Origin of the sequence: Comamonas flocculans (assembly GCF_007954405.1) — a bacterium.
Taxonomy (GTDB): domain Bacteria; phylum Pseudomonadota; class Gammaproteobacteria; order Burkholderiales; family Burkholderiaceae_C; genus Comamonas_C; species Comamonas_C flocculans.
On sequence record NZ_CP042344.1, the window covers coordinates 660,718 to 681,981 of the forward strand.

At 67.7% G+C, this 21,264-nt stretch carries 20 protein-coding genes; 18 read left to right on the top strand and 2 right to left on the bottom strand.

The features are described 5' to 3' along the window. Positions 1–4: 4 nt before the first annotated feature. The 4 genes from FOZ74_RS03370 to FOZ74_RS03385 all read left to right on the top strand — a co-directional run bounded on the left by FOZ74_RS03370 (position 5) and on the right by FOZ74_RS03385 (position 3,009). Entirely contained in the window at positions 5–1,291 is a 1,287-nt protein-coding gene (locus tag FOZ74_RS03370; protein ID WP_146911745.1) for an NAD(P)/FAD-dependent oxidoreductase, read from the top strand. Positions 1,292–1,388: 97 nt separating this feature from the next. Further along, the gene (locus FOZ74_RS03375) at positions 1,389–2,525 is read left to right on the top strand and encodes an NAD(P)/FAD-dependent oxidoreductase (protein WP_146911746.1); all 1,137 of its coding nucleotides are present in this window, start codon (positions 1,389–1,391) and stop codon (positions 2,523–2,525) included. Positions 2,526–2,585: 60 nt separating this feature from the next. Then, a complete protein-coding gene (locus FOZ74_RS03380; RefSeq protein ID WP_146911747.1) occupies positions 2,586–2,795 on the top strand; it encodes a YgaP family membrane protein in 210 nt (69 codons plus the stop codon). 16 nt (positions 2,796–2,811) lie between these two features. Beyond that, the gene (locus FOZ74_RS03385; protein ID WP_146911748.1) at positions 2,812–3,009 is read left to right on the top strand and encodes a YgaP family membrane protein; all 198 of its coding nucleotides are present in this window, start codon (positions 2,812–2,814) and stop codon (positions 3,007–3,009) included. Positions 3,010–3,070: 61 nt separating this feature from the next. On the opposite strand, the gene FOZ74_RS03390 is transcribed toward FOZ74_RS03385, so the two are convergent. After that, entirely contained in the window at positions 3,071–3,670 is a 600-nt protein-coding gene (locus FOZ74_RS03390) for a hypothetical protein (protein ID WP_146911749.1), read from the bottom strand. Positions 3,671–4,022: 352 nt separating this feature from the next. Between FOZ74_RS03390 and asd the strand changes: the two genes are divergently transcribed. From asd to accD, 7 genes are all read left to right on the top strand, one after another. After that, positions 4,023–5,135, top strand: a complete 1,113-nt coding sequence (asd, locus tag FOZ74_RS03395; RefSeq protein ID WP_146911750.1) for an aspartate-semialdehyde dehydrogenase — start codon at positions 4,023–4,025, stop codon at positions 5,133–5,135. Between the two features lie 247 nt (positions 5,136–5,382). Then, entirely contained in the window at positions 5,383–8,058 is a 2,676-nt protein-coding gene (locus tag FOZ74_RS03400; RefSeq protein ID WP_146911751.1) for a motility hub landmark protein FimV, read from the top strand. Between the two features lie 69 nt (positions 8,059–8,127). Further along, on the top strand, positions 8,128–8,952 hold the full coding sequence (truA, locus tag FOZ74_RS03405) for a tRNA pseudouridine(38-40) synthase TruA (RefSeq protein WP_146911752.1): 825 nt from the start codon (positions 8,128–8,130) through the stop codon (positions 8,950–8,952). Then, positions 8,949–9,662 (top strand): phosphoribosylanthranilate isomerase, encoded by a 714-nt coding sequence (locus FOZ74_RS03410; protein WP_146911753.1) that lies wholly within the window; start codon positions 8,949–8,951, stop codon positions 9,660–9,662. Before truA ends, FOZ74_RS03410 begins: the two co-directional genes overlap by 4 nt. 15 nt (positions 9,663–9,677) lie before the next feature. Next, the gene (gene trpB / locus FOZ74_RS03415) at positions 9,678–10,931 is read left to right on the top strand and encodes a tryptophan synthase subunit beta (RefSeq protein ID WP_146911754.1); all 1,254 of its coding nucleotides are present in this window, start codon (positions 9,678–9,680) and stop codon (positions 10,929–10,931) included. After that, complete coding sequence (gene trpA, locus FOZ74_RS03420) at positions 10,928–11,737, top strand: tryptophan synthase subunit alpha (RefSeq protein WP_146911755.1); 810 nt, start codon at positions 10,928–10,930, stop codon at positions 11,735–11,737. The genes trpB and trpA overlap by 4 nt, the downstream gene beginning before the upstream one ends. Positions 11,738–11,777: 40 nt before the next feature. After that, the gene (gene accD / locus FOZ74_RS03425; protein WP_146911756.1) at positions 11,778–12,650 is read left to right on the top strand and encodes an acetyl-CoA carboxylase, carboxyltransferase subunit beta; all 873 of its coding nucleotides are present in this window, start codon (positions 11,778–11,780) and stop codon (positions 12,648–12,650) included. Positions 12,651–12,705: 55 nt separating this feature from the next. On the opposite strand, the gene FOZ74_RS03430 is transcribed toward accD, so the two are convergent. Continuing rightward, positions 12,706–13,248 carry a YggT family protein gene (locus FOZ74_RS03430; protein WP_146914059.1) on the bottom strand — a complete coding sequence of 181 codons (543 nt, stop codon included), beginning with the start codon at positions 13,246–13,248 and terminating at the stop codon, positions 12,706–12,708. A 228-nt stretch (positions 13,249–13,476) separates the two neighbouring features. Between FOZ74_RS03430 and FOZ74_RS03435 the strand changes: the two genes are divergently transcribed. From FOZ74_RS03435 to livG, 7 genes are all read left to right on the top strand, one after another. Continuing rightward, the gene (locus FOZ74_RS03435; protein WP_146911757.1) at positions 13,477–14,589 is read left to right on the top strand and encodes a high-affinity branched-chain amino acid ABC transporter substrate-binding protein; all 1,113 of its coding nucleotides are present in this window, start codon (positions 13,477–13,479) and stop codon (positions 14,587–14,589) included. Between the two features lie 158 nt (positions 14,590–14,747). Further along, a complete protein-coding gene (lysS, locus tag FOZ74_RS03440; protein WP_146911758.1) occupies positions 14,748–16,298 on the top strand; it encodes a lysine--tRNA ligase in 1,551 nt (516 codons plus the stop codon). A gap of 12 nt (positions 16,299–16,310) precedes the next feature. After that, positions 16,311–16,931 (top strand): mechanosensitive ion channel family protein, encoded by a 621-nt coding sequence (locus FOZ74_RS03445; RefSeq protein ID WP_146911759.1) that lies wholly within the window; start codon positions 16,311–16,313, stop codon positions 16,929–16,931. Positions 16,932–17,131: 200 nt separating this feature from the next. Beyond that, a complete protein-coding gene (locus FOZ74_RS03450) occupies positions 17,132–18,187 on the top strand; it encodes a high-affinity branched-chain amino acid ABC transporter substrate-binding protein (RefSeq protein WP_432417479.1) in 1,056 nt (351 codons plus the stop codon). Positions 18,188–18,315: 128 nt separating this feature from the next. Then, the gene (gene livH / locus FOZ74_RS03455; RefSeq protein WP_146911761.1) at positions 18,316–19,245 is read left to right on the top strand and encodes a high-affinity branched-chain amino acid ABC transporter permease LivH; all 930 of its coding nucleotides are present in this window, start codon (positions 18,316–18,318) and stop codon (positions 19,243–19,245) included. Beyond that, entirely contained in the window at positions 19,245–20,498 is a 1,254-nt protein-coding gene (locus FOZ74_RS03460) for a high-affinity branched-chain amino acid ABC transporter permease LivM (protein WP_146911762.1), read from the top strand. Before livH ends, FOZ74_RS03460 begins: the two co-directional genes overlap by 1 nt. Continuing rightward, a complete protein-coding gene (livG, locus tag FOZ74_RS03465; RefSeq protein ID WP_146911763.1) occupies positions 20,495–21,262 on the top strand; it encodes a high-affinity branched-chain amino acid ABC transporter ATP-binding protein LivG in 768 nt (255 codons plus the stop codon). The genes FOZ74_RS03460 and livG overlap by 4 nt, the downstream gene beginning before the upstream one ends. Positions 21,263–21,264: the final 2 nt, after the last annotated feature.

Here is a 21,264-nt window from a genome sequence, read left to right on the forward strand (position 1 = left end):
AGACATGGCCCACATCGTGATTCTTGGCGCAGGCACCGGCGGCATGCCGGCCGCCTATGAACTGCGCGCGCTGCTCGACAGGACGCACCGCATCACCGTGGTCAACGCGGTCGACTACTTCCAGTTCGTGCCTTCCAACCCCTGGGTGGCGGTGGGCTGGCGCGAGCGCCGGGCAACCACCCTGCCGATTGCGCCCAGCCTGGCCAAGAAGGACATCGCCTTCATCGCGCAGCGCGTGGACGAGATCGATGCCGAAGGCAGCTCGCTCACGCTGGCCGACGGCGAGCGACTGGCCTACGACTACCTCGTGATCACCACCGGCCCCAAGCTCGCCTTCGATGAGGTGCCGGGCAGCGGCCCCCAGGGCGGGCACACGCAGTCGATCTGCACCGTGGACCACGCCGAAGCGGCCTGGGCCGAGTACCAGCGCTTCCTGCAGGACCCCGGCCCGGCCATCGTCGGCGCCATGCCCGGCGCCTCGTGCTTCGGCCCGGCCTACGAGTTTGCCTTCATCTTCAACAAGGACCTGCAAAGACGCAAGCTGCGCCACAAGGTGCCGCTGACCTTCGTCACCAGCGAGCCCTACATCGGCCACATGGGGCTGGCGGGCGTGGGCGACTCCAAGACGCTGCTGGAAAGCGAGCTGCGCAGCTTCGACATCAGGTGGATCACCAACGCCAAAACCACCCGGGTTGAGCAGGGCAGGATGTTCGTCACCGAGGTGGACGAGGCAGGCCAGCCCAAGAAGGAGCACGAGCTGCCCTTCAAATACGCCATGATGCTGCCCGCCTTCAAGGGCGTGGACGCGGTGGCCGCCGTCGAGGGCCTGTGCAATCCGCGCGGCTTCGTCTTGATCGACGAGCACCAGCGCAGCAAGAAGTGGCGCAACATCTTCTCGGCCGGCGTGTGCGTGGCCATCCCGCCGGTCGAGGCCACGCCCGTGCCCACGGGCGCGCCCAAGACCGGCTACATGATCGAGACCATGGTCTCGGCCATCTGCCACAACATCGCCGCCGAGCTTGCGGGCAGGCCCGAAGAGGCCACCGCCAAGGCCACCTGGAACGCGATCTGCCTGGCCGACATGGGCGACACCGGCGCCGCCTTCGTCGCGCTGCCGCAGATCCCGCCGCGCAACGTCAACTGGTTCAAGAAGGGCAGGTGGGTGCACCTGGGCAAGATCGCGTTCGAAAAATACTTCATGCACAAGATGAAGACCGGCTCGCCCGAGCCCTTTTATGAGAAGCACGTGCTCAAGGCGCTGGGCATAGAGCGGCTGGAGAAAACCCGATGAACGCCCCGGGGCACGCCTCGGAATCGACGCGCCTGAAAGGGTCAGGCTGCCAGGTTCATGATGCGCCATGCCCTCGCGGGCAAGGAGGCCGAGCACTATGAGCAGTCCCGGAATCACCGTCCTCGGCAGCGGCTTCGGCGCGCTGAGCACCGTGCGCGAGCTGCGGGCGCGCCTGTGCACCGCCCCCATCACCCTCATATCGCCGCGTGCCGAACTGCACTACCTGCCCGGCAGCATCTGGATACCGAGCGGCCGGCGCCGACGCGAAGACCTGGTCGTGCCGCTTGCGCCCTTCTTCGAGCGCATGAAGGTGCGCCACGTTCAGGCCGAGGTGACGGGGCTGGAGGACGCCGGCCGCACGGTGCTGATCCGCGGCGCAGAAAGAATTGCCAACGACGCCCTGGTGATCGCCACCGGCGGGCGCTTCATCAGGAAGCTGCCCGGCATCGAACACGCCATCACGCCCTGCGAAGGCATTTCCGCGGCCGAAGAGATACGCGAGCGGCTCGGGGCCATGGCGGGCGGCGCGATCGCCATCGGCTTCTCGGGCAACCCCAAGGAGCCTGCGGCGGTACGCGGCGGGCCGATGTTCGAATTTCTCTTCGCGATCGACACGCAGCTGCGCCGCGAGGGCCGGCGCGGGCAATTCACGCTCACCTTCTTTCACCCCAAGGCCGAGCCGGGCAAGCGCCTGGGCGAGCAGGCCGTACAGGGCATTCTTGCCGAGATGCGGCGCCGGGGCATCCAGACCCACCTGGGCCACAAGCCGCTGCGCTTCGAGGAGGACAAGGTGGTGACCGAAGGCGGTGAAATCCCCGCCGACCTCATCCTCTTCATGAGCGGCATGACGGGCAACGCCTGGCTGGACGCGACCGCCCTGCCGCGCTCGCCCGGCGGCCTGGTCGCGGCCGATGCCCAATGCCGCGTGCGCGGCTGGCCCAGGACTTACGTCGTGGGCGATGCCGGCAGCTTTCCCGGCCCCGACTGGGCGCCCAAGCAGGCGCACATGGCCGACCTGCAGGCGAGGGCAGCCGCGCAAAACCTGATCGACGCGCTGGCCGGCCGCCCCGAAACCGCGGGCTTCAAGACCGAGCTGCTGTGCATCATCGACACGCTCGAGCAAGGCAAGCTCGTCTGGCGCACCGATGCGCGCACCATCGCGCTGCCCTGGCTGCGTCCGCTGCACTGGGCCAAGGCGCATTTCGAGCGGCGCTACCTCAAGCGCTATCGCTGAGCGGCCCGCTCAAGACCACATTCCCGTTGTCCATTGCGTTTTTTGTTGAAGGAGCACACCATGACCACTTGGAGAGTCACCCGCGCCGTTGCCGGATTTTTCATTCTGCTTACGCTCGCCCTGGGCATCCCGGGCAGCCCCGTCTTCGTGAGCCAGTGGTGGCTCGCGTTCACCGCATTTGTTGGCCTGAACCTGCTGCAGAGCGCCTTCACGCAGTGGTGCCTGATGGCCAACATGCTCAAGAAGCTGGGCATCCAGCCCGGCTGCTGAACCGAAAGGAAGAACCATGTTGAACAATGTCGGCGGCATCGACCGCGTCCTGCGCATCCTCGTGGGCATCGTGCTGATCGCCCTGGCCGCCACCGGCGTCGTGGGCTGGTGGGGCTATCTTGGCGTACTGCCGCTGGCCACCGGCCTGTTTCGCTTCTGCCCGGCCTATGGTCTGCTGGGCATACGCACCTGTCCGATGAAAAAGCCCGAGTGAGAGACGAGAACGCCGCGGCGGCCCAGGGCCGCGGCGGCGCAGAGCTGGGGCGCGGGGCGGCTCAGAAACGGTAGGCCAGACCGACGCGCACCACGGGGAACCACTTGTACTTGCTGGCCTTGTCGTCCAGCGCCTGGCGTTCCTGGTCCAGCCGCCCCTGGGTCCAGCCCATGCCGGGAGAGGCCTGCAGGCTGGTGCGCACCGCACCGTAGCTCGCGCCCAGGTCGGCCGCAAAGGACAGGCCGCTGGCCTTGGGCGAATATCCCCAGCCTATGCCCAGATAAGGGCGCAGGTTGCGCGTGTGGATGTCGCCGCGCACCCATTCGCCCGGCAGGATGGATTCGGCCTTGGCATCCACCACGATCTTGTCGCGCCCGAGGAAAACCCCGCCGGTCAGGCGAAACTGCCCGGCCAGGAAATAGTCGCCGAACAGCCCGATCGAGCCCAGCTTGAGCTTGCCGTCATAGTCGATGTTGCGCGTGTGCAGGTTGCGGCCATAGCTCAAAAAATTCAGGTCGGCGCGCAGGTTGAAGCGTTCGAAATGCTGCGCATACCCCAGGGTGGCACCGGTGGTGCCGAGCTGGGCATAGACCGTCTGCGCTCCCGCCGAACCCGCGCCCGCCAGCGCCGCCAAGACCACGATGCCCATCAACCGCCGCATGCCAGACCTCTCGAAAAATTGCATTTGTTTCAAAACGTCTGCAGTATAGGGGCAGCGCGTTCTGGCACCGGCCCTCGCGCGGGCCTGTTGTCTTTTTGCGAAAGCCGTCCTGCTCCCCATGTTGCAGTGCAAAAACCGCTTGGCCTAAAATACCGCTCCATGGATGCCACGCTGCCAAACCGGCTGTACCCCGTCGCCATGCACGGCGAGCGGGCATGCGCGTTCACCACCAAAACCACGACCATCAAGAGCTGAACAGCTCCGGCATCGTCGTGCGCCCTCCTCCGGCCAGACGAGCCGGGGCAAGAAAGCAGCGCCGGATGGTGCTTCGATTTTTTGAAAGGGCAGAGCAATGGGCAAGCAACTGGTAGGTCTCGTCGGCTGGCGCGGCATGGTCGGCTCGGTGCTGATGCAGCGCATGCAGGCCGAAGGCGATTTCGAGCTGATCGAGCCGGTCTTCTTCTCCACTTCCAACGCCGGCGGCAAGGCGCCCGCCATGGCGCGCACGCACACCACGCTGCAGGACGCGGGCGACGTCGCCGCGCTCGGCCGCTGCGACATCGTCATTTCCTGCCAGGGCGGCGACTACACCAAGGAAGTCTTCCCCAAGCTGCGCGCCGCCGGCTGGCAAGGACACTGGATCGATGCCGCCAGCGCGCTGCGCATGGAGTCCGACGCAGTCATCGTGCTCGACCCGGTGAACGAAGAGCTGATCCGCCAGCGCCTGGCCGCGGGCGGCAGGAACTGGATAGGCGGCAACTGCACCAATTCCATCCTGCTCATGGGCATGGTCGGGCTGTTCAAGGCAGGTCTGGTCGAATGGGTCAGCTCCATGACCTACCAGGCGGCGTCGGGCGGCGGCGCCAACCACATGCGCGAGCTGCTCAAGGGCATGAGCGTGATCCACGCCGCGGTGGAAGACGACCTGGCCACGCCGGCCTCGGCCATCCTGGAGATCGACCGCAAGGTTGCGCAGACCATACGGGAAGACGTGCCGCGCGAGTTCTTCGGCTCGCCCCTGGCCGGCGGTCTGATTCCCTGGATCGACTCGCAACTGGACAACGGCCAGTCCAAGGAAGAATGGAAGGGCCAGGCAGAGGTCAACAAGATTCTGGGCACTGCCACGCCGATTCCGGTGGACGGCCTGTGCGTGCGCATCGGCGCAATGCGCTGCCATTCGCTGGCGCTCACGCTCAAGCTCAGGAAGGACCTGCCGTTGGCGGAAATCGAATCGCTGATCCAGGGCGGCAACCCCTGGGTGCGCTTCGTGCCCAACGAACGCGAGCGCAGCGTCCATGAACTCACGCCCGCTGCAGTCACGGGCGGCCTGGACATCGCGGTCGGGCGCGTGCGCAAGCTCAACCTCGGACCCGAGTACGTCTCGGCCTTCGTGGTCGGCGACCAGCTGCTCTGGGGCGCGGCCGAGCCGCTGCGGCGCATGCTGCGCATCCTGCTGGCCGCCTGAGCGCGCCGGCGCTCTCCGAACGACGGCGGTGCGCGGCCTGGAAGCGCCGCGCCCGCTTGTTGCCAGTTGCCAACAGGGGATGCGACAAAATGGCACAAAAGGTCTGAAAAAAAGCTGAACCGCATCCTCAGCTTGTCAGTGCAACACATTGATGCTAAGGTGCTTTCAACCGTCATCAGGGGCTTTTGCGCTCCTGTTTTCAAAGCGCAAGGCAACCAACAGACACACAACGCAGACTGCCGCACCCATGCATCGCTGGAACCTTTCCCTCCTGGCCACTGCGGCCGCCCTCTCCACGGGCCTGTACGTCTCCACCGCCAGCGCGCTGACCCTGGGCAAGGTCACGGTTCAGTCTGCCCTGGGTGAACCTCTGCGCGCCGAAGTCGCGCTGCCGCGCATCACGCCCGCCGAAGCCGAATCGCTGCGCGTGCGCATGGCCAGCCCCGAGGTCTTCCGCGCCCAGGGGCTGGAGTTTTCACCGGCGGTCAACGGCATCCGCCTCGAGCTCAAGCAGCAAGCCCGAGGCGGCATGGTGCTGCAGATGAGCAGCGACCGGGCGGTGAGCGACCCCTTCATCGACCTGGTGATCGATGCCGCCTGGAACGCCGGCCACATCGTGCGCAGCTATACCCTGCTGTTCGACCCGCCGGCCCTGCGCCGCCCGTCCGCGCCCGCGCCGCTGGCAGCCCAGACGGGCGAGGCCGGTGCAAGCGGCGCGCAGGCCACCGCCGTGCCCAGTCCGAGCGCGCCGCCCGCGCCCAGAGCCCAGACCGCAGCGCCGGCGCCCGCGCCCGCGCGCGCGCCCGCACCACCCAGCGAGAACGCGGCGCGCGAGGTCACGGTCCACGCCGGTGACACCGCCGGCGCCATCGCCAGCGCCCACCGGCCCGGCGGCGTATCGCTCGACCAGATGCTGCTGGCCATGCTGCGCGCGAACCCCGAGGCCTTCATCGACGGCAACGTCAACCGCCTGCGCGCGGGCGCGGTGCTGCAGCTGCCCGGCAAGGAAGCGGCCCAGGCCACCTCCGCCGCCCAGGCACGCAAGATCATCGCGGCGCAGATCCACGACTTCAACGCCTTCCGCCAGCGCCTGGCAGGGGCCGCCCCCAGCGCCGGCGTGCAGTCGGCCACGCGCGCCGACAGGGGCAAGGTGCAGACCGAAGTGGCCGAAAGCAAACCGGAAGCGGCCCAGACCGACAAGCTGACCCTGAGCAAGGGCGAGGCCGCGGCCAAGGCGGCGGACGACGCCAAGACCGCCGAGAGCCGCCAGGCGCAGGAGACCTCGGCGCGTCTGGCCGAGCTCTCGCGCAACGTCGCCGAATTGCAGAAGATAGGCGACGGCGCCGACGCGGCCCCCGCCGATTCCGCAGCCCCCGCCGAGCCCGCGGCCGCAGCACCGGCCGCAGACAGCACCTCCTCGGCCAGCGCTCCGCCGGCCGATGCCCCCGCCACGCCGGCGGCAGATTCGAACGCCGCCGCACCGACCGCCGACAGCGCCGCCGAGCTCACCGCGCCGCCGGCCCTGGCCGCCGCGGCCACCGAGCCGGTCGCCGCACCGGAGCCTGCACCCGCACCCGAAGCGGCCCAGCCTGCGGCTGCGCCCGCGCCGCCACCGGCGCCACCGGCGGCCGAGCCCAGCCTGCTCGACGAACTCACCCAAGACCCGCTGAAGGCGGGCGGCGCCTTGGCGCTGCTGGTCTTGCTGCTGGGCTGGGCCGGCTACCGCTGGCAGCAGAGCCGGCGCAACCAGCATGGCCCCGAGACCACCTTCGCCGACGACGCCGACCACCCCGACTCCTTCTTTGCCGAAAGTGGCGGCCAGGAGGTGGACACCACCAGCAGCGATCTGAACACCGGCTCCACCTCGACCCTCTATTCTCCGAGCCAGCTCGATCAGATTGGCGACGTGGACCCGGTCGCCGAGGCCGACGTCTACCTCGCCTACGGCAAGGACCCCGAAGCCGAAGCCATCCTCAAGGAGGCTGCGCTGCTGCACCCGCAACAGGTGGCCATCCCGGCCAAGCTGGCCGAGATCTACGCCAAGCGCCAGGACCGCGTGGGCCTGGAAGCGGCCGCGCGCCAGGTACGTGAGCTCAGCCAGGGCCAGGGCCCCGAGTGGGAGCGCGTGCAGCGCCTGGGCGCGGAGCTCGACGGCGACAACCCGCTCTACCGCGCGCTGCCCGCTGCCGCCGGCGCCGCTGCGGCCGGCATCGCTGCCGCGCAGGCACCGGTCGCCAGCCCCCCGCAGACCCGCGAACCGACGCCGGGCGGCATCGATGCGCCCGAGCTGAGTCCGCCGCCCGCCGCCCCGGTGGCGCCCGCGCCCGACTCGGTGCTGCCCGAAATCGGGCTGGATCTGGATCTGGACAGCGGCGCCTCCACGCCCGCGCCCCTGCAGGCCACGACCACGGCCGCGGCCGCGGCTGGCACAGCCTCGAGCTTCGCTGCCGCTGCCGAAGCGGCGCGTGCCCGCGACGAGGAGAGGGCTGCCGACACCGCTCCCCAGGCGCTGCCCACCGTGCCGGCCGCGCTGGCGCCAGCGCCCGCCCCTGCGGCGGACGATCTCGCGCACACGCTGGATTTCCCGGCCGACGACCTGGTGCTGGCCGATTCCGGCCCCATGCCGCTTTCCAAGCGCGAAGACGCAGGCACCGAGCCGGCCGCACTGGAATTCGACCTTGGCGACCTGTCGCTGGACCTGAGCCAGCCGGCCAGCCCGGCCATCGACGTCAGCGCCGCCGCCCCGGCCGCTCCCGCACAGCCGCTGCCCAGCGACCCCCTGGCCACCAAGCTCGCCCTGGCCGAGGAGTTCAAGGCCATAGGCGACAGTGAAGGCGCGCGCGCGCTGGTCGAGGAAGTCCTCGCCCAGGCCGACGGCGAGCTCAAGGCCAGGGCCGAGCGCATGCTCGGCGCGCTGGACTGAGCGCGGCGCGGCGCCGCAGCGGGCAGCGCACCGCGCGCGGCGCCAGTCGGGCACCGTGGGCCAGCAGGCATGCGCATCGCTCTGGGCGTAAGTTACAACGGCCAAGCCTACCAGGGCTGGCAGAGCCAGCCTTCGGGGCGCACCGTGCAGGACCGCCTGGAGGCGGCACTCACCCGCTTCGCCACCGTGCCCATCGCCACGCTGTGCGCCGGGCGCACCGATGCCGGCGTGCATGCGCTGATGCAGGTGGTGCACTTCGACACCGGCATCGAGCGCCCCGAATTCGCCTGGGTGCGCGGCCCCAACAGCTTTCTGCCGCCCGACGTGGCCGTGCAATGGGCGCGGCGCGTGCCCGATGCCTTCCATGCGCGCGCCTGCGCCGTCGCGCGCCGCTATGCCTACGTGCTGCTGCAGTCGCCCGTGCGCCCGAGCGTGGAGGCGGGGCGCGTCGGCTGGGTATTCCAGCCGCTGGCGCTTGCGGCCATGCAGGAAGCCGCCGGCTACCTGATCGGCGAGCACGACTTCAGCTCGTTTCGCGCTGCGGGCTGCCAGGCCAGGAGCCCGGTCAAGCGCCTCATGCGCATCGACATCTCCCGGCGCGCCAGCCTGCAGCCGGCGGACACCGGCACCCAGGGCTGCCCCACGGGCTACTGGCGTTTCGAGTTCGAAGGCAGCGCCTTCCTGCACCACATGGTGCGCAACATCATGGGCTGCCTCATCACCATAGGCCAGGGCGCGCGGCCCGCGCAGTGGATGCAGGAGGTGCTGCAGGCGCGCTCGCGCAGCATGGCGGCGCCGACCTTCATGGCCGAGGGTCTGTACTTCCTCGGCCCCGTGTACGAAGGCGTCTGGGGCCTGCCCGATCGCACGCCTGCGTATGATTGGCTGCCATGAGCGCCAGCCCGACGCATGCCAAGACGACGCGCACCCGCATCAAGATCTGCGGCCTGACCCGCGAAGCCGATGTGGACGCCGCCGTGGCCCTGGGGGTGGATGCGATCGGCTTCGTGCTCTACCGCGGCAGCCGGCGCTGCGTCTTGCCCCAGCGAGCCGCCGAGCTGGCTGCGCGGCTGCCGCCCTTCGTCACGCCGGTACTGCTCTTCGTCAATGCACCCGCTTCTGAAACCATAGCTGCTTGCGCTCTCGTACCGGGCGCTACGGCCCAATTTCATGGTGATGAATCACCCGAAGACTGCTGGCACGCCAGCGATCGCGGGCGCATTGCCTACCTGCGCGCTGCGCGCATTCCGGAGGACGCCGGCGCGGGGCACTTCGACCTCGTAAAATACGCCCACGATCACTCCCGCGCCCGCGCCATCCTGCTGGATGCACAGACTCCAGGCTATGGCGGGGGCGGCAAGACATTCCCTTGGTCACTGCTGCCACCCAACGTCGATGCTCACCTCGTTTTGTCTGGTGGACTCACACCTGCCAACGTGGGCGATGGCATCAGGGCGCTGCGGCAGCGTTGCAGGACGCTGGCCGTTGACGTGAGCTCCGGCGTGGAGCTTGAAGGCCCTGACGGCAAGCCCGTACACGGCCTCAAGGACGCCGGCAAGATGGCCCGCTTCGTCGCCGCCGTGCGTGCGGCAGACGCAGCCTGACTCCCCAAGAATCAAATGTTGCAATACGACCAACCCGATACCCGTGGCCACTTCGGCCCCTATGGCGGCAGTTTCGTCAGCGAGACCCTGACGCACGCCATCGACGAGCTGCGCGCCGCCTACGCGCGCTATCAGAACGACCCCGACTTCATCGCGGAATTCCGCAGCGAACTCGCGCACTACGTCGGGCGCCCCTCGCCGGTCTACCATGCGGCGCGCATGAGCCGCGAGCTCGGCGGTGCGCAGATCTACCTCAAGCGCGAAGACCTCAACCACACCGGAGCGCACAAGATCAACAACGTGATCGGCCAGGCGATGCTCGCGCGGCGCATGGGCAAGCCGCGCATCATCGCCGAGACCGGGGCCGGCCAACACGGCGTGGCCACGGCCACCATCTGCGCGCGCTACGGCCTGGAGTGCGTGGTCTACATGGGCGCGGAAGACGTCAAGCGCCAGAGTCCCAACGTCTATCGCATGCAGCTCCTGGGCGCGCGCGTGGTGCCGGTGGAAAGCGGCAGCCGCACGCTCAAGGACGCGCTCAACGAGGCCATGCGCGACTGGGTGGCCAACGTGGACAACACCTTCTACATCATCGGCACCGTGGCCGGCCCCCACCCCTATCCGATGATGGTGCGCGACTTTCAGAGCGTGATCGGCACCGAGTGCCTCACGCAGATGCCCGAGCTGCTGGGCCCGGGGCGCCAGCCCGATGCCGTCGTCGCCTGCGTCGGCGGAGGCAGCAATGCCATGGGCATCTTCTACCCTTACATCGCGCACGAGGCGGTGCAGCTGATCGGCGTCGAGGCCGCGGGCCAGGGGCTGGATTCGGGCAAGCACTCCGCGAGCCTGGAGCGCGGCAGCCCCGGCGTGCTGCACGGCAACCGCACCTACATCCTGCAGGACGAGAACGGCCAGATCACCGAGACGCACTCGATCAGCGCGGGGCTCGATTACCCCGGCGTCGGCCCCGAGCATGCCTGGCTGCAGGACACCGGCCGCGCGCGCTATGTGGGCATCACCGACGATGAGGCGCTGGCGGCCTTTCACCATCTGTGCCGCACCGAAGGCATCATCCCGGCGCTGGAGTCGAGCCACGCGGTGGCCTACGCGATGCAGCTGGCCCCGACCATGGCGCCCGGGCAGGCCATCCTCGTGAACCTTTCGGGCCGCGGCGACAAGGACATAGGCACGGTGGCCGACCTGGCCGGCGGCGAATACTTCGACCGCCCGAGCCAGCAGGGCGCCACCGTCAAGGGGGCCCGCGCATGAGCCGCATTGCCGACACCTTCGAGGCCCTGCAGGCCAGGGGCCGCAAGGCGCTGATTCCGTATGTCACGGCCGGCTTTCCGTTTGCCGACATCACGCCCGCGCTGATGCACGGCATGGTCGAGGCGGGCGCCGACGTGATCGAGCTGGGCGTACCGTTTTCCGACCCGATGGCCGACGGCCCGGTGATCCAGAAAGCCGGGGAAAAGGCCTTGCAGCTCGGCATAGGCCTGGCCGAGGTGCTGGAGATGGTGCGGGTCTTTCGCCAGCGCAACAGCGCGACGCCGGTGGTGCTCATGGGCTACGCCAACCCGGTCGAGCGCTACGAGCAGCAGCGCGGCCCGGGCAGCTTTGCGCGCGACTGCGCCGCCTGCGGCGTGGACGGCGTGCTCGTCGTCGATTACCCGCCCGAGGAATGCGAGCAGTTCGGCGCCGAGCTGCGCGGCAGCGGCATTGACCTGATCTTCCTGCTCGCGCCCACCTCCACAACCGAGCGCATGCAGCAGGTGGCGCGCGTGGCGCGCGGCTATGTGTACTACGTCTCGCTCAAGGGGGTGACCGGCTCGGGCGCGCTCAAGACCGAGGAGGTGGCGGCCATGCTGCCGCGCATCCGCGAGCACGTGAAGATTCCGGTGGGCGTGGGCTTTGGCATACGCGACGCGCAAACCGCCCGGGCCATCGCCAGCACGGCCGACGCGGTGGTCATGGGCAGCCGCATCATCGAGCTGATCGAAGACCAGCCGCACGAGCGCGTCGTCGGGGTCACCATCGACTTCCTGCGCCAGATCCGCAAGGCACTGGACGCCTGAATACCTGGGCCGCCCGCGGCCCACACCGAAGGAAACCACCATGTCCTGGCTTGAAAAACTCCTGCCTTCCAAGATCCAGCCCACCGACCCGGCCGAACGCCGGCAGATGCCCGAGGGGCTGTGGATCAAGTGCCCGAGCTGCGACACCGTGCTCTACAAGACCGACCTGGAGCACAACCAGAACGTCTGCCCCAACTGCGGCCACCACCACCGCATCGGCGCGCGCGCACGGCTCGACGCCTTCCTCGACGCCGAAGGGCGCTACGAGATCGGCCAGGAAGTCATACCGGTGGACGCGCTCAAGTTCAAGGACAGCCGCAAGTACCCCGAGCGCCTGAAAGAGGCGCTGGAGAACACCGGCGAGACCGACGCGCTCGTGGTCATGGGCGGCGCGGTCAAGAGCATCAGCATCGTCGCCGCGGCCTTCGAATTCGACTTCATGGGCGGCTCCATGGGCTCGGTCGTCGGAGAACGCTTTGCCCGCGGGGTGGAAAACGCCATCGAGCAGAAAGTGCCCTTCATCTGCTTTACCGCCACGGGCGGCGCGCGCATGCAGGAGGGCCTGCTGTCGCTGATGCAGATGGCCAAGACCAATGCCGCGCTCACCCGCCTGGCCAAGAAGGGCCTGCCCTACATCAGCGTACTGACGGACCCGACCATGGGCGGCGTCTCGGCCGGCTTTGCCTTCATGGGCGACATCGTGATCGCCGAACCCGGCGCGCTGATCGGTTTTGCCGGGCCGCGCGTGATCGAATCGACCGTGCGCGTCACCCTGCCCGAAGGCTTTCAGCGCGCCGAATTCCTGCAGAGCAAGGGCGCGGTGGACATGATCGTCGACCGCCGGCAGCTGCCGGGCACCGTCGCCCGGCTGCTGGCGACGCTGCAGCGCCTGCCCGTGGACGCCATCGCCTGACCTCGAAAACAATAGCTGCCAGCGCTTGGCTGGCGGGCGTTAGAGCCGTATTTCATTACAAAAATGAAGCGGCCTGCAGATTCCCCAGAACGATCAGGAGCACCTGCAGAATCAGCAACGCCACCAGCGGCGAGAAATCCAGACCCTGGGGCTGGGGCAGCACGCGCCGCAGCGGCGCGAGCAAGGGCTCCGCGAGGCGCGCGACCATGCCGGCAATCGGCGAATGGTTGGGCACCCAGCTCAGCACCGCATGCAGGATGATGAGGCCGATCAGTCCGAGGATGGCCACGCGCACCGTGCTGAACAGCACCAGAAACACCAGGCCGCCCAGGCCCGCGCCCAGCCAGAGCATCAGCACCAGGTATTCCACCGCCTGCGCCAGTACTGCCGCCAGCAGGCTGGCAAGGTCCCAGCGACCGCGCGGCGCCAGCAGCCGACGCAGAGGCAGCACCAGCCAGTCGCTGAGCGCCAGCACCGCCTGCCCGACCGGGTTGCCAAACGGCAGCTGCAGACGCTGCATGTACACGCGCAGCAGACAGGCGCCGGCGACCACGCTGGCGGCAACGTCCAGCAGGAAAGAAATGATCTGGTAGAGCATGGGGCGGTGCAGCGGGGGGCGGTGCAAGGGGCACACCATCATGCCACGGGGCGCCCGGGTCGCGCTGGCGACTGCGCCGGCGGCTGCGGACCCGCGCCGCGGCAGAGAAAGGCCCCGCGCCGCAGGTTAACCCTCTTGCCAAAGCCCGGCCAGCGATTAATCTTGTCCGACTTGCCGGCCCACAAGGGTGCCCGGCACCCTCAATTCAACCTGTCCGAGAAGGTTTACATGAAGCTTCGCACGCGCATATGCACGGCGTTGTCGGCCCTCGCCGCAACCGCCCTTACGCTCACGGCCCATGCACAGATCAGGATCGGCCTGATGATTCCGGCAAGCGGGCCGCTGACGCAATACGCAACCATGGTCAAGGACGGCGTGAACACGGCCGTCGAAGGCGTCAACGCAAGTGGCGGCATCAACGGCCAGCAGGTGCAAACGGTGGTGTTCGACGATGCCTGCGACCCCAAGAAGGCACCCGCCACCGCCAACCAGCTGCTGGACAACAAGATCCGCTACGTCGTGGGGCCGGTGTGCTCCGGAGCCGCGATCGCGGCCGCACCGATCTACAACAGCCAGCACGTGGTCGTGGTCACGCCCTCGGCGACCTCCCCCTCGCTCACCGACGGCACCGACTACCACTACATCTTTCGCACCATAGGCCCCGACAACGAGCAAGGCGCGGTCGCCGCCCAGTTCATCGTCGAAAAGATCAAGCCGCGCAGGGTTGCGATCCTGCACGACAAGCAGGCTTACGGCCGTGGCATTGCCAATACCGCACGCAAGATCCTCGGTCGCGAGGGAGTGGAAGTGGTGATGTACGAAGGCATCACGGCCGGACAGAAGGACTACGCCAGCGTTGTCGAGCGGCTCAAGGCGGCGGCCGTCGATTTCGTCTATTTCGGCGGCTACCACAGCGAAATGGGTGTGCTGCTGCGCGACGCACGGGCGCAGGGGCTGGGCGCCCGCATGATGGGCCCGGAAGGCGTGGCCAACGAGGAAATCAACACGATAGGCGGGGACGCGGTCGAGGGCATGCTGGTCACGCTGCCGGCCGACTTTTCCGCCGTGGCGCGCAACGCGCCCATCGTCAAGGCATTCAAGGACAAGAAGCGCGACCCCTCGGGGGCCTTCCAGCTCACCTCCTACGCCGCCGCGCAGGTCATCATGGACAGCATCAAGGCCGTGGGCGACGACCCCAGACTCGTGGCCGAGCACATGCACAAGACCACCTTCCAGACCCCGCTGGGCCCGACCAGCTGGAAGCCCAACGGCGACCTGAAATCCTTCGAGTTCCAGGTCTTCGAATGGCACAAGGACGGCAGCAAGACGCTGGTCAAGTAAAGCAGCGCACTCCCCGGCACGCCGGGGCTGCGGGATTTTCGGCAGGCCGGCAGCAAACGCGCCCTCCTGGCCTCCTAGAATCGGCGGTTTTCATCACCGCAGGCCCGCGCCTGCCCTGAACCGGCGCTCCGCCCCGCGCGGCAACGCCCCATTTCGCCATGCAAACCATCGATTCCGCCGCTGTCCCCACCGGGTCTGACGAAAGCCAGCTGATTGCCGAGCGCAAGGACAAGCTGCGGCTGCTGCGCGAGCGCCAGGCGCAGGGGCTGGGCGTGGCCTTTCCCAACGACTTCAAGCCCGCCCGGCATGCGGCCGAGCTGCAGGCGCGCTATGGCGAGGTGGACGACGCCGAGCTGCAGGCGCAGGCGGTGCAGGTGAGCGTGGCCGGGCGCATGATGCTCAAGCGCGTGATGGGCAAGGCCAGCTTCGCCACGCTGCAGGACGGCTCGCTCGGCGCCACCGGCGGGCGCATCCAGCTGTACATCACGCGCGACGCGCTGGGTGAAGAGCTCTACGCTGACTTCAAGCGCTGGGACCTGGGCGACATCCTCGGCGCCAGCGGCACGCTGATGAAGACGCGCACCGGCGAGCTGTCCATCAAGGTCGGCGCGCTGCGCCTGCTGACCAAGAGCCTGCGCCCGCTGCCGGACAAGTTCCATGGCATGCAGGACCAGGAGATGAAGTACCGCCAGCGCTACCTCGACCTGATGACGGACGAGGCCGCGCGCCGGCGCTTCATCGCGCGCAGCCAGGCGGTCTCGGGCATCCGCGCCTTCATGGTCGAGCACGGCTTTCTGGAGGTGGAAACGCCCATGCTGCACCCGATACCCGGGGGTGCCAACGCCAAGCCCTTCGTCACGCACCACAACGCGCTGGATCAGGAGATGTACCTGCGCATCGCGCCCGAGCTCTACCTCAAGCGCCTGGTGGTCGGCGGCTTCGAGCGCGTCTTCGAGATCAACCGCAACTTCAGGAACGAAGGCATCTCGGTGCGCCACAACCCCGAGTTCACCATGATGGAGTTCTATGCCGCCTACTGGAACTACCGCGACCTGATGGACTACACCGAGCAGTTGCTGCGCGACGCCGCGCTCAAGGCCAGCGGCACGCTGCAGCTCACCTATGGCGGGCGGGCGGTGGACCTGGCGGCGCCGTTTGCGCGCATGACGATACGCGAAGCCATCCTGGCGCACACCGATGCGGGTGCGGGCGTGGACGACGCCCGGTGGCTGACCGCGGCGCTGCGCAAGCTGGGCCTGAAGGAAGAGAAGGACCAGCTGTCACGCCGCTCGCTGGCCAGCCTGCAGGTGCTGTACTTCGAGGAGACGGTGGAGGAAAAGCTCTGGCAGCCGACCTTCATCATGGAGCACCCGACCGAGATCTCGCCGCTGGCGCGCGCCAACGACGAGCGCCCCGAGGTGACCGAGCGCTTCGAGCTCTACATTACCGGGCGCGAGATGGCCAACGGCTTCTCCGAGCTCAACGACGCGCAGGACCAGGCGGCGCGCTTTGCAGCGCAGGTGCAGGCCAAGGATGCCGGCGACGAGGAAGCCATGTACTACGACCACGACTTCGTGCGTGCGCTGGAGTACGGCCTGCCGCCCACCGGCGGCTGCGGCATAGGCATAGACCGCCTGATGATGCTGCTCACCGACAGCCCCAGCATCCGCGACGTGATCCTGTTTCCGGCCCTGCGCCGAGAGCAGTAGGAGGCCGCGCCCATGCTGGCACGCCTGAAGACCGGGTTGCCGCCGTGGATGCACGACTGGCTGGAGTTCATCGTGCCCACGGTGCAGATCCTGCTGATCGTGCTGGTCGCGCTGGCGCTGCACCATGCGCTGCGCCGGCTGATCCTGCGCGCGGGTGACCACTACCAGTTCCCGCACGAACTCGTCAAGCCGATCAACGCGCTGCTGCGCCTGCTGATCCTGGGCGGCGCCTTCCTGCTGGTGCTCGAGCGCCTAGGGGTGTCTGCCGGCGTGCTCTGGAGCGCCCTCACCGGCTTCGCGGCGGTCGGCGCCGTGGCCTTTTTCGCCGCCTGGAGCGTGCTGTCCAACATCTTCTGCGCCTTCCTGATCTTCATGGTCGGGCCGTTTCGCGTCGGCGACCACGTGGAGCTGCTCGACACCAACACGGAAAAACCCGGCCCCCTCGGGAAGGTGGTGGACATCAATCTGCTCTACACCACGCTGCAGGACGCCAGTGCCGGCCAGGAGCCGCGCCTGCTGCAGATTCCGAATGCGCTGATCTTCCAGCGGGTGCTCAGGCGCTGGCCGGCCGGCGGCCCCGAGCCGCAGCCCGCACAGGCACCGGAGCCGCCAGCGGGCCAGGACCCTCTTTAACAGAAAATTTCGCGCAAAACCCGCGGCCGGCATCAGGTTTTCCCGATGGTCAAACGGTCGCAAACGGTTAACCTTGTCACTCTCGCAGGCGCTTACCGGCGTCGCAGAGGTTTTTCACTTCTACCAATTTGAAAAGAGACTCCATGAAATTCCGCTTGCATACCTTGGTGGGTGCGATTGGCCTGGCCAGTGCATCGTTGATGTTTCCCGCGCACGCGCAGGTCAAGATCGCCATGGTGATCCCCGCCACCGGCCCGCTCACCCAGTACGGTGACATGATCAAGGAAGGCGTGCTCACCGCCGTGGAAATGGTGAACGCTGCCGGCGGCATCAATGGCAAGAAGGTCGAAACCGTGGTGGTTGACGACGCCTGCGAACCCAAGCAGGGCCCGGTCGCCGCCAACCGCGTGGTCAACGACAAGATCCACTACGTCGTCGGCCCGGTCTGCTCGGGCGCCTCGATTGCGGCCGCGCCCATCTACAACAACGAAGGCGTGGTCGTGGTCACGCCCTCGGCCACCTCGCCCGCGCTGACGGACGGCAAGAACTTCCACTACATCTTCCGCACCATCGGCCGCGATGACCAGCAGGGTCCGTCCGCCGCCAAGTTCATCATCGAGAAGATCAAGCCGACCAAGGTCGCGGTGCTGCACGACAAGCAGTCCTATGGCCAGGGCATCGCCTCCGCAGTGCGCGACGACCTGAAGAAGGCCGGCGTGGACGTGGTGCTGTTCGAAGGCATCAACGCCGGCGACAGCGACTACTCCGCCGTCATCACCAAGCTCAAGAGCGCAGGTGTGGACTTCGTCTACTACGGCGGCTACCACCCCGAGATGGGTCTGCTGCTGCGCCAGGCGGGCGAGCAGGGCCTGAAGGTCAAGCTCATGGGCCCCGAGGGCGTGGGCAACCCCGAGATCAACGCGATTGCCGGCCCGGCCGTCGAAGGCATGCTGCTGACGCTGCCGGCCGACTTCGCCTCCAACCCCAAGAACGCCGCCGTGGTCAAGGCCTTCAAGGACAAGAAGCGCGACGCTTCGGGCGCCTTCCAGCTGACCTCCTACGCCGCCGCCCAGGTCATCCTGGACAGCGTCAAGGCCGTGGGCGACGATGCCAAGAAGGTCGCCGACCACATGCATGCCACCACCTTCGAAACGCCGCTGGGCGCCACCAGCTGGGACGCCAAGGGCGACCTGAAGGCTTTCGAGTTCCAGGTCTTCGAGTGGCACAAGGACGGCTCCAAGTCCCTCGTGAAGTAAGCCCGGCCACAGGCTGAGCGCCGCCGCCGTGCTGCAGTGCATACCGCTGCAGCTCGCGCTGGCGGCGCTGTCGTATTTGCTCCCTAGAGCGCGCACCGTGGCTGTGCGCGCTTTGCCCGAGGGCCCCCATGTCTGATTTCCTACCCCAGCTGCTGCAGCAGCTCTTCAATGGCCTGTCGCTCGGCGCCATCTATGCGCTGATCGCCATCGGCTACACGATGGTCTACGGCATCATCGGCATGATCAACTTCGCACACGGCGAGATCTACATGATCGGCGCCTACGTCGGGCTGGTCACGCTCTCCGCCGTCGGCGTGCAAAGCGGCCTGCCGGTGTGGCTGGTGATCACGCTCATGCTGCTGGTGGCGGTGCTGGTCACCGCCGTCTATGGCTACGTGGTCGAGCAGCTCGCGTACAAGCCGCTGCGCGGCAGCCCGCGGCTGGTGCCGCTGATTTCCGCCATCGGCATGTCCATCTTCCTGCAGAACTGGATGGCGCTGGGCCAGGGTGCGCGCGACATGGCTGTGCCCGCGCTGATTCCGGGCGCGATGCGCTTTGGCGGCGCCAACGGCGGCTTCGAGGTGTTCATTCCCTATGCGCGCGTGCTGGTGATCGTCGTCACCGTGGTGCTCATGGTCCTGCTCACGCTGTATATCCGCAATTCGCGCATGGGCCGCGCCAGCCGCGCCTGCTCGCAGGACATGCACATGGCCAACCTGTTGGGCATAGACACCAACCGGGTGATCTCCTTCACCTTCATCCTGGGCGCGGTCCTGGCTGCCGTCGGCGGCGTGCTGATCGCGCTGGCCGTGGGCAAGCTCAACCCCTTCATCGGCTTCATCGCCGGCATCAAGGCCTTCACCGCGGCCGTGCTCGGTGGCATAGGCAGCATCCCCGGCGCCATGCTGGGCGGCGTGATCCTGGGCATTGCCGAGACCCTGGCCGCAGCCTACATCTCGTCCGAATACAAGGACATCGTGGCCTTCGCGCTGCTGGTGCTGATCCTCATGTTCCGCCCCACCGGGCTGCTGGGCAAACCTGAAGTGGAGAAAGTCTGATGGCACGCACAGCCCCCTCCACCGACGTGCGCGGCGCGCTGCGTGGCGCCATCGTCGCGACCGTGCTCGCGGCGATCGTGCTGCTGCCCTCGTTCACCTTGCACCTGGAGCGTGCCGGCGCACGCACCACGCTGGCGCCCAGCTGGTCCACCCTGCTCTGGGGGTGCCTGGCGGTCTTCGTGGTGCAGTTCCTGCGCCCGCTGCTGTTCCCGCGCCTGCCGACGCTGAAGATGCCCGCGCTGCCCAGTTTCGAGCCGGGCCAGCACCGCGTGCTGGTGCTGGTGGTACTGATGATCGCCGTGATCTGGCCCTTCTTCGGCGGGCGCAATTCGGTGGACATCGCCACCCTCACGCTGATCTACGTGATGCTGGGCCTGGGCCTGAACATCGTCGTCGGCTTTGCCGGGCTGCTGGACCTGGGTTTCGTGGGCTTTTACGCCACCGGCGCCTACACCTTCGCCATGCTCTACCACTGGGCGGGTTGGAGCTTCTGGGAAGCGCTGCCGCTGACCGGCGTGGTCTCGGCCTTCTTCGGCTTCATCCTGGGTTTTCCGGTACTGCGCCTGCGCGGCGACTACCTGGCCATCGTGACGCTGGGTTTTGGCGAGATCATCCGGCTGCTGCTGGTCAACCTGGTGGACTTCACCGGCGGCCCCGACGGCATCGCCGGCCTGCCCAAGCCCACGGTGTTCGGCCTGCCGATGACGCGCAACCCGACGGTGGAGGGTGGCACCACCTTCCACCAGTTCTTCGGGCTGGAGTTCAGCACCATGCACATGGTGATCTTTCTCTACCTGATGGCGCTGCTGCTGGCCTGCATCACGCTGTACATCAGCAACCGCCTGATCCGCATGCCCATAGGCCGCTCCTGGGAGGCGCTGCGCGAGGACGAGATCGCCTGCCGCTCGCTCGGCATGAGCCCGATGAAGATCAAGCTCTCGGCCTTCACGCTCGGGGCCATGTTCGCCGGCTTCGGTGGCGCCTTCTTCGCGGCGCGCCAGGGCATCGTCAACCCCGAGTCCTTCACCTTCATCGAATCGGCGCTGATCCTGGCCATCGTGGTGCTGGGCGGCATGGGCTCGCAGCTCGGGGTGATCGTCGCGGCCATCGTGCTCACCGTGCTGCCCGAGTTCGCTCGCGAGTTCTCGCAGTACCGCATGCTGATCTTCGGCTTCGTGATGATCGTGATGATGGTCTGGCGCCCGCAGGGGCTGCTGCCGATGAAGCGCCACCAGGTGGAGGTGCCGCAATGAGCGCGCCCATACTCACCGTCAAGGACCTGAGCATGCGCTTTGGCGGCCTGCTGGCGGTCGACGGCATCAGCTTCGACGTGAGCCCCAAGGAGATCTTCGCCATCATCGGGCCCAACGGCGCGGGCAAGACGACGGTGTTCAACTGCATCAGCGGCTTCTACAAGCCCACCACCGGCGCCATCGCGCTCAACGGCAAGAGCATTGCCGGGCACCCCAGCCACCACGTGGCCAACGAAGGCGTGGTGCGCACCTTTCAGAACGTGCGCCTGTTCAAGAGCATGACGGTGCTGGAAAACCTGCTCGTGGCCCAGCACCGCCAGCACCGGCCACCGCCGCTGTCGGGCCTGTTCAACACCCGGGGCTATCGCGAGAGCGAACAGCTCAAGATCCACAACGCGCTCAAATGGCTCGACGTGATGGAGCTGCGCCAGTACGCCAACCGCGAGGCGGGCAACCTGGCCTATGGCCACCAGCGGCGCCTGGAGATCGCGCGCTGCATGATCACCGGGCCGCGCCTGCTGATGCTCGACGAGCCGGCGGCAGGCCTGAACCCGCAGGAAAAGAAGGATCTGCAGCAGCTGATCGACCGCCTGCGCCGCGAGTACGGCGTGACGGTGCTCCTGATCGAACACGACATGGGACTGGTGATGGGCGTCTCCGAGCGCATTCTGGTAATGGAATACGGGCGCCCGATCGCCCTGGGCACGCCCGAGGCGGTGCGCAACGACGAGCGGGTCATCAAGGCCTACCTGGGAGAAGCCTGATG

Bases quoted from the DNA above. Each gene is read 5' to 3' on its own strand.
- FOZ74_RS03410 (WP_146911753.1), top strand. From the start codon at position 8,949: ATGAGCGCCAGCCCGACGCATGCCAAGACGACGCGCACCCGCATCAAG.
- FOZ74_RS03460 (WP_146911762.1), top strand. From the start codon at position 19,245: ATGGCACGCACAGCCCCCTCCACCGACGTGCGCGGCGCGCTGCGTGGC.
- FOZ74_RS03445 (WP_146911759.1), top strand. From the start codon at position 16,311: ATGCTGGCACGCCTGAAGACCGGGTTGCCGCCGTGGATGCACGACTGG.
- livG (WP_146911763.1), top strand. From the start codon at position 20,495: ATGAGCGCGCCCATACTCACCGTCAAGGACCTGAGCATGCGCTTTGGC.
- lysS (WP_146911758.1), top strand. From the start codon at position 14,748: ATGCAAACCATCGATTCCGCCGCTGTCCCCACCGGGTCTGACGAAAGC.
- FOZ74_RS03390 (WP_146911749.1), bottom strand. From the start codon at position 3,670: ATGCGGCGGTTGATGGGCATCGTGGTCTTGGCGGCGCTGGCGGGCGCG.
- asd (WP_146911750.1), top strand. From the start codon at position 4,023: ATGGGCAAGCAACTGGTAGGTCTCGTCGGCTGGCGCGGCATGGTCGGC.
- FOZ74_RS03385 (WP_146911748.1), top strand. From the start codon at position 2,812: ATGTTGAACAATGTCGGCGGCATCGACCGCGTCCTGCGCATCCTCGTG.
- livH (WP_146911761.1), top strand. From the start codon at position 18,316: ATGTCTGATTTCCTACCCCAGCTGCTGCAGCAGCTCTTCAATGGCCTG.
- trpB (WP_146911754.1), top strand. From the start codon at position 9,678: ATGTTGCAATACGACCAACCCGATACCCGTGGCCACTTCGGCCCCTAT.
- accD (WP_146911756.1), top strand. From the start codon at position 11,778: ATGTCCTGGCTTGAAAAACTCCTGCCTTCCAAGATCCAGCCCACCGAC.
- FOZ74_RS03400 (WP_146911751.1), top strand. From the start codon at position 5,383: ATGCATCGCTGGAACCTTTCCCTCCTGGCCACTGCGGCCGCCCTCTCC.
- FOZ74_RS03375 (WP_146911746.1), top strand. From the start codon at position 1,389: ATGAGCAGTCCCGGAATCACCGTCCTCGGCAGCGGCTTCGGCGCGCTG.
- FOZ74_RS03450 (WP_432417479.1), top strand. From the start codon at position 17,132: ATGTTTCCCGCGCACGCGCAGGTCAAGATCGCCATGGTGATCCCCGCC.
- FOZ74_RS03380 (WP_146911747.1), top strand. From the start codon at position 2,586: ATGACCACTTGGAGAGTCACCCGCGCCGTTGCCGGATTTTTCATTCTG.
- FOZ74_RS03370 (WP_146911745.1), top strand. From the start codon at position 5: ATGGCCCACATCGTGATTCTTGGCGCAGGCACCGGCGGCATGCCGGCC.
- trpA (WP_146911755.1), top strand. From the start codon at position 10,928: ATGAGCCGCATTGCCGACACCTTCGAGGCCCTGCAGGCCAGGGGCCGC.
- FOZ74_RS03430 (WP_146914059.1), bottom strand. From the start codon at position 13,248: ATGCTCTACCAGATCATTTCTTTCCTGCTGGACGTTGCCGCCAGCGTG.
- FOZ74_RS03435 (WP_146911757.1), top strand. From the start codon at position 13,477: ATGAAGCTTCGCACGCGCATATGCACGGCGTTGTCGGCCCTCGCCGCA.
- truA (WP_146911752.1), top strand. From the start codon at position 8,128: ATGCGCATCGCTCTGGGCGTAAGTTACAACGGCCAAGCCTACCAGGGC.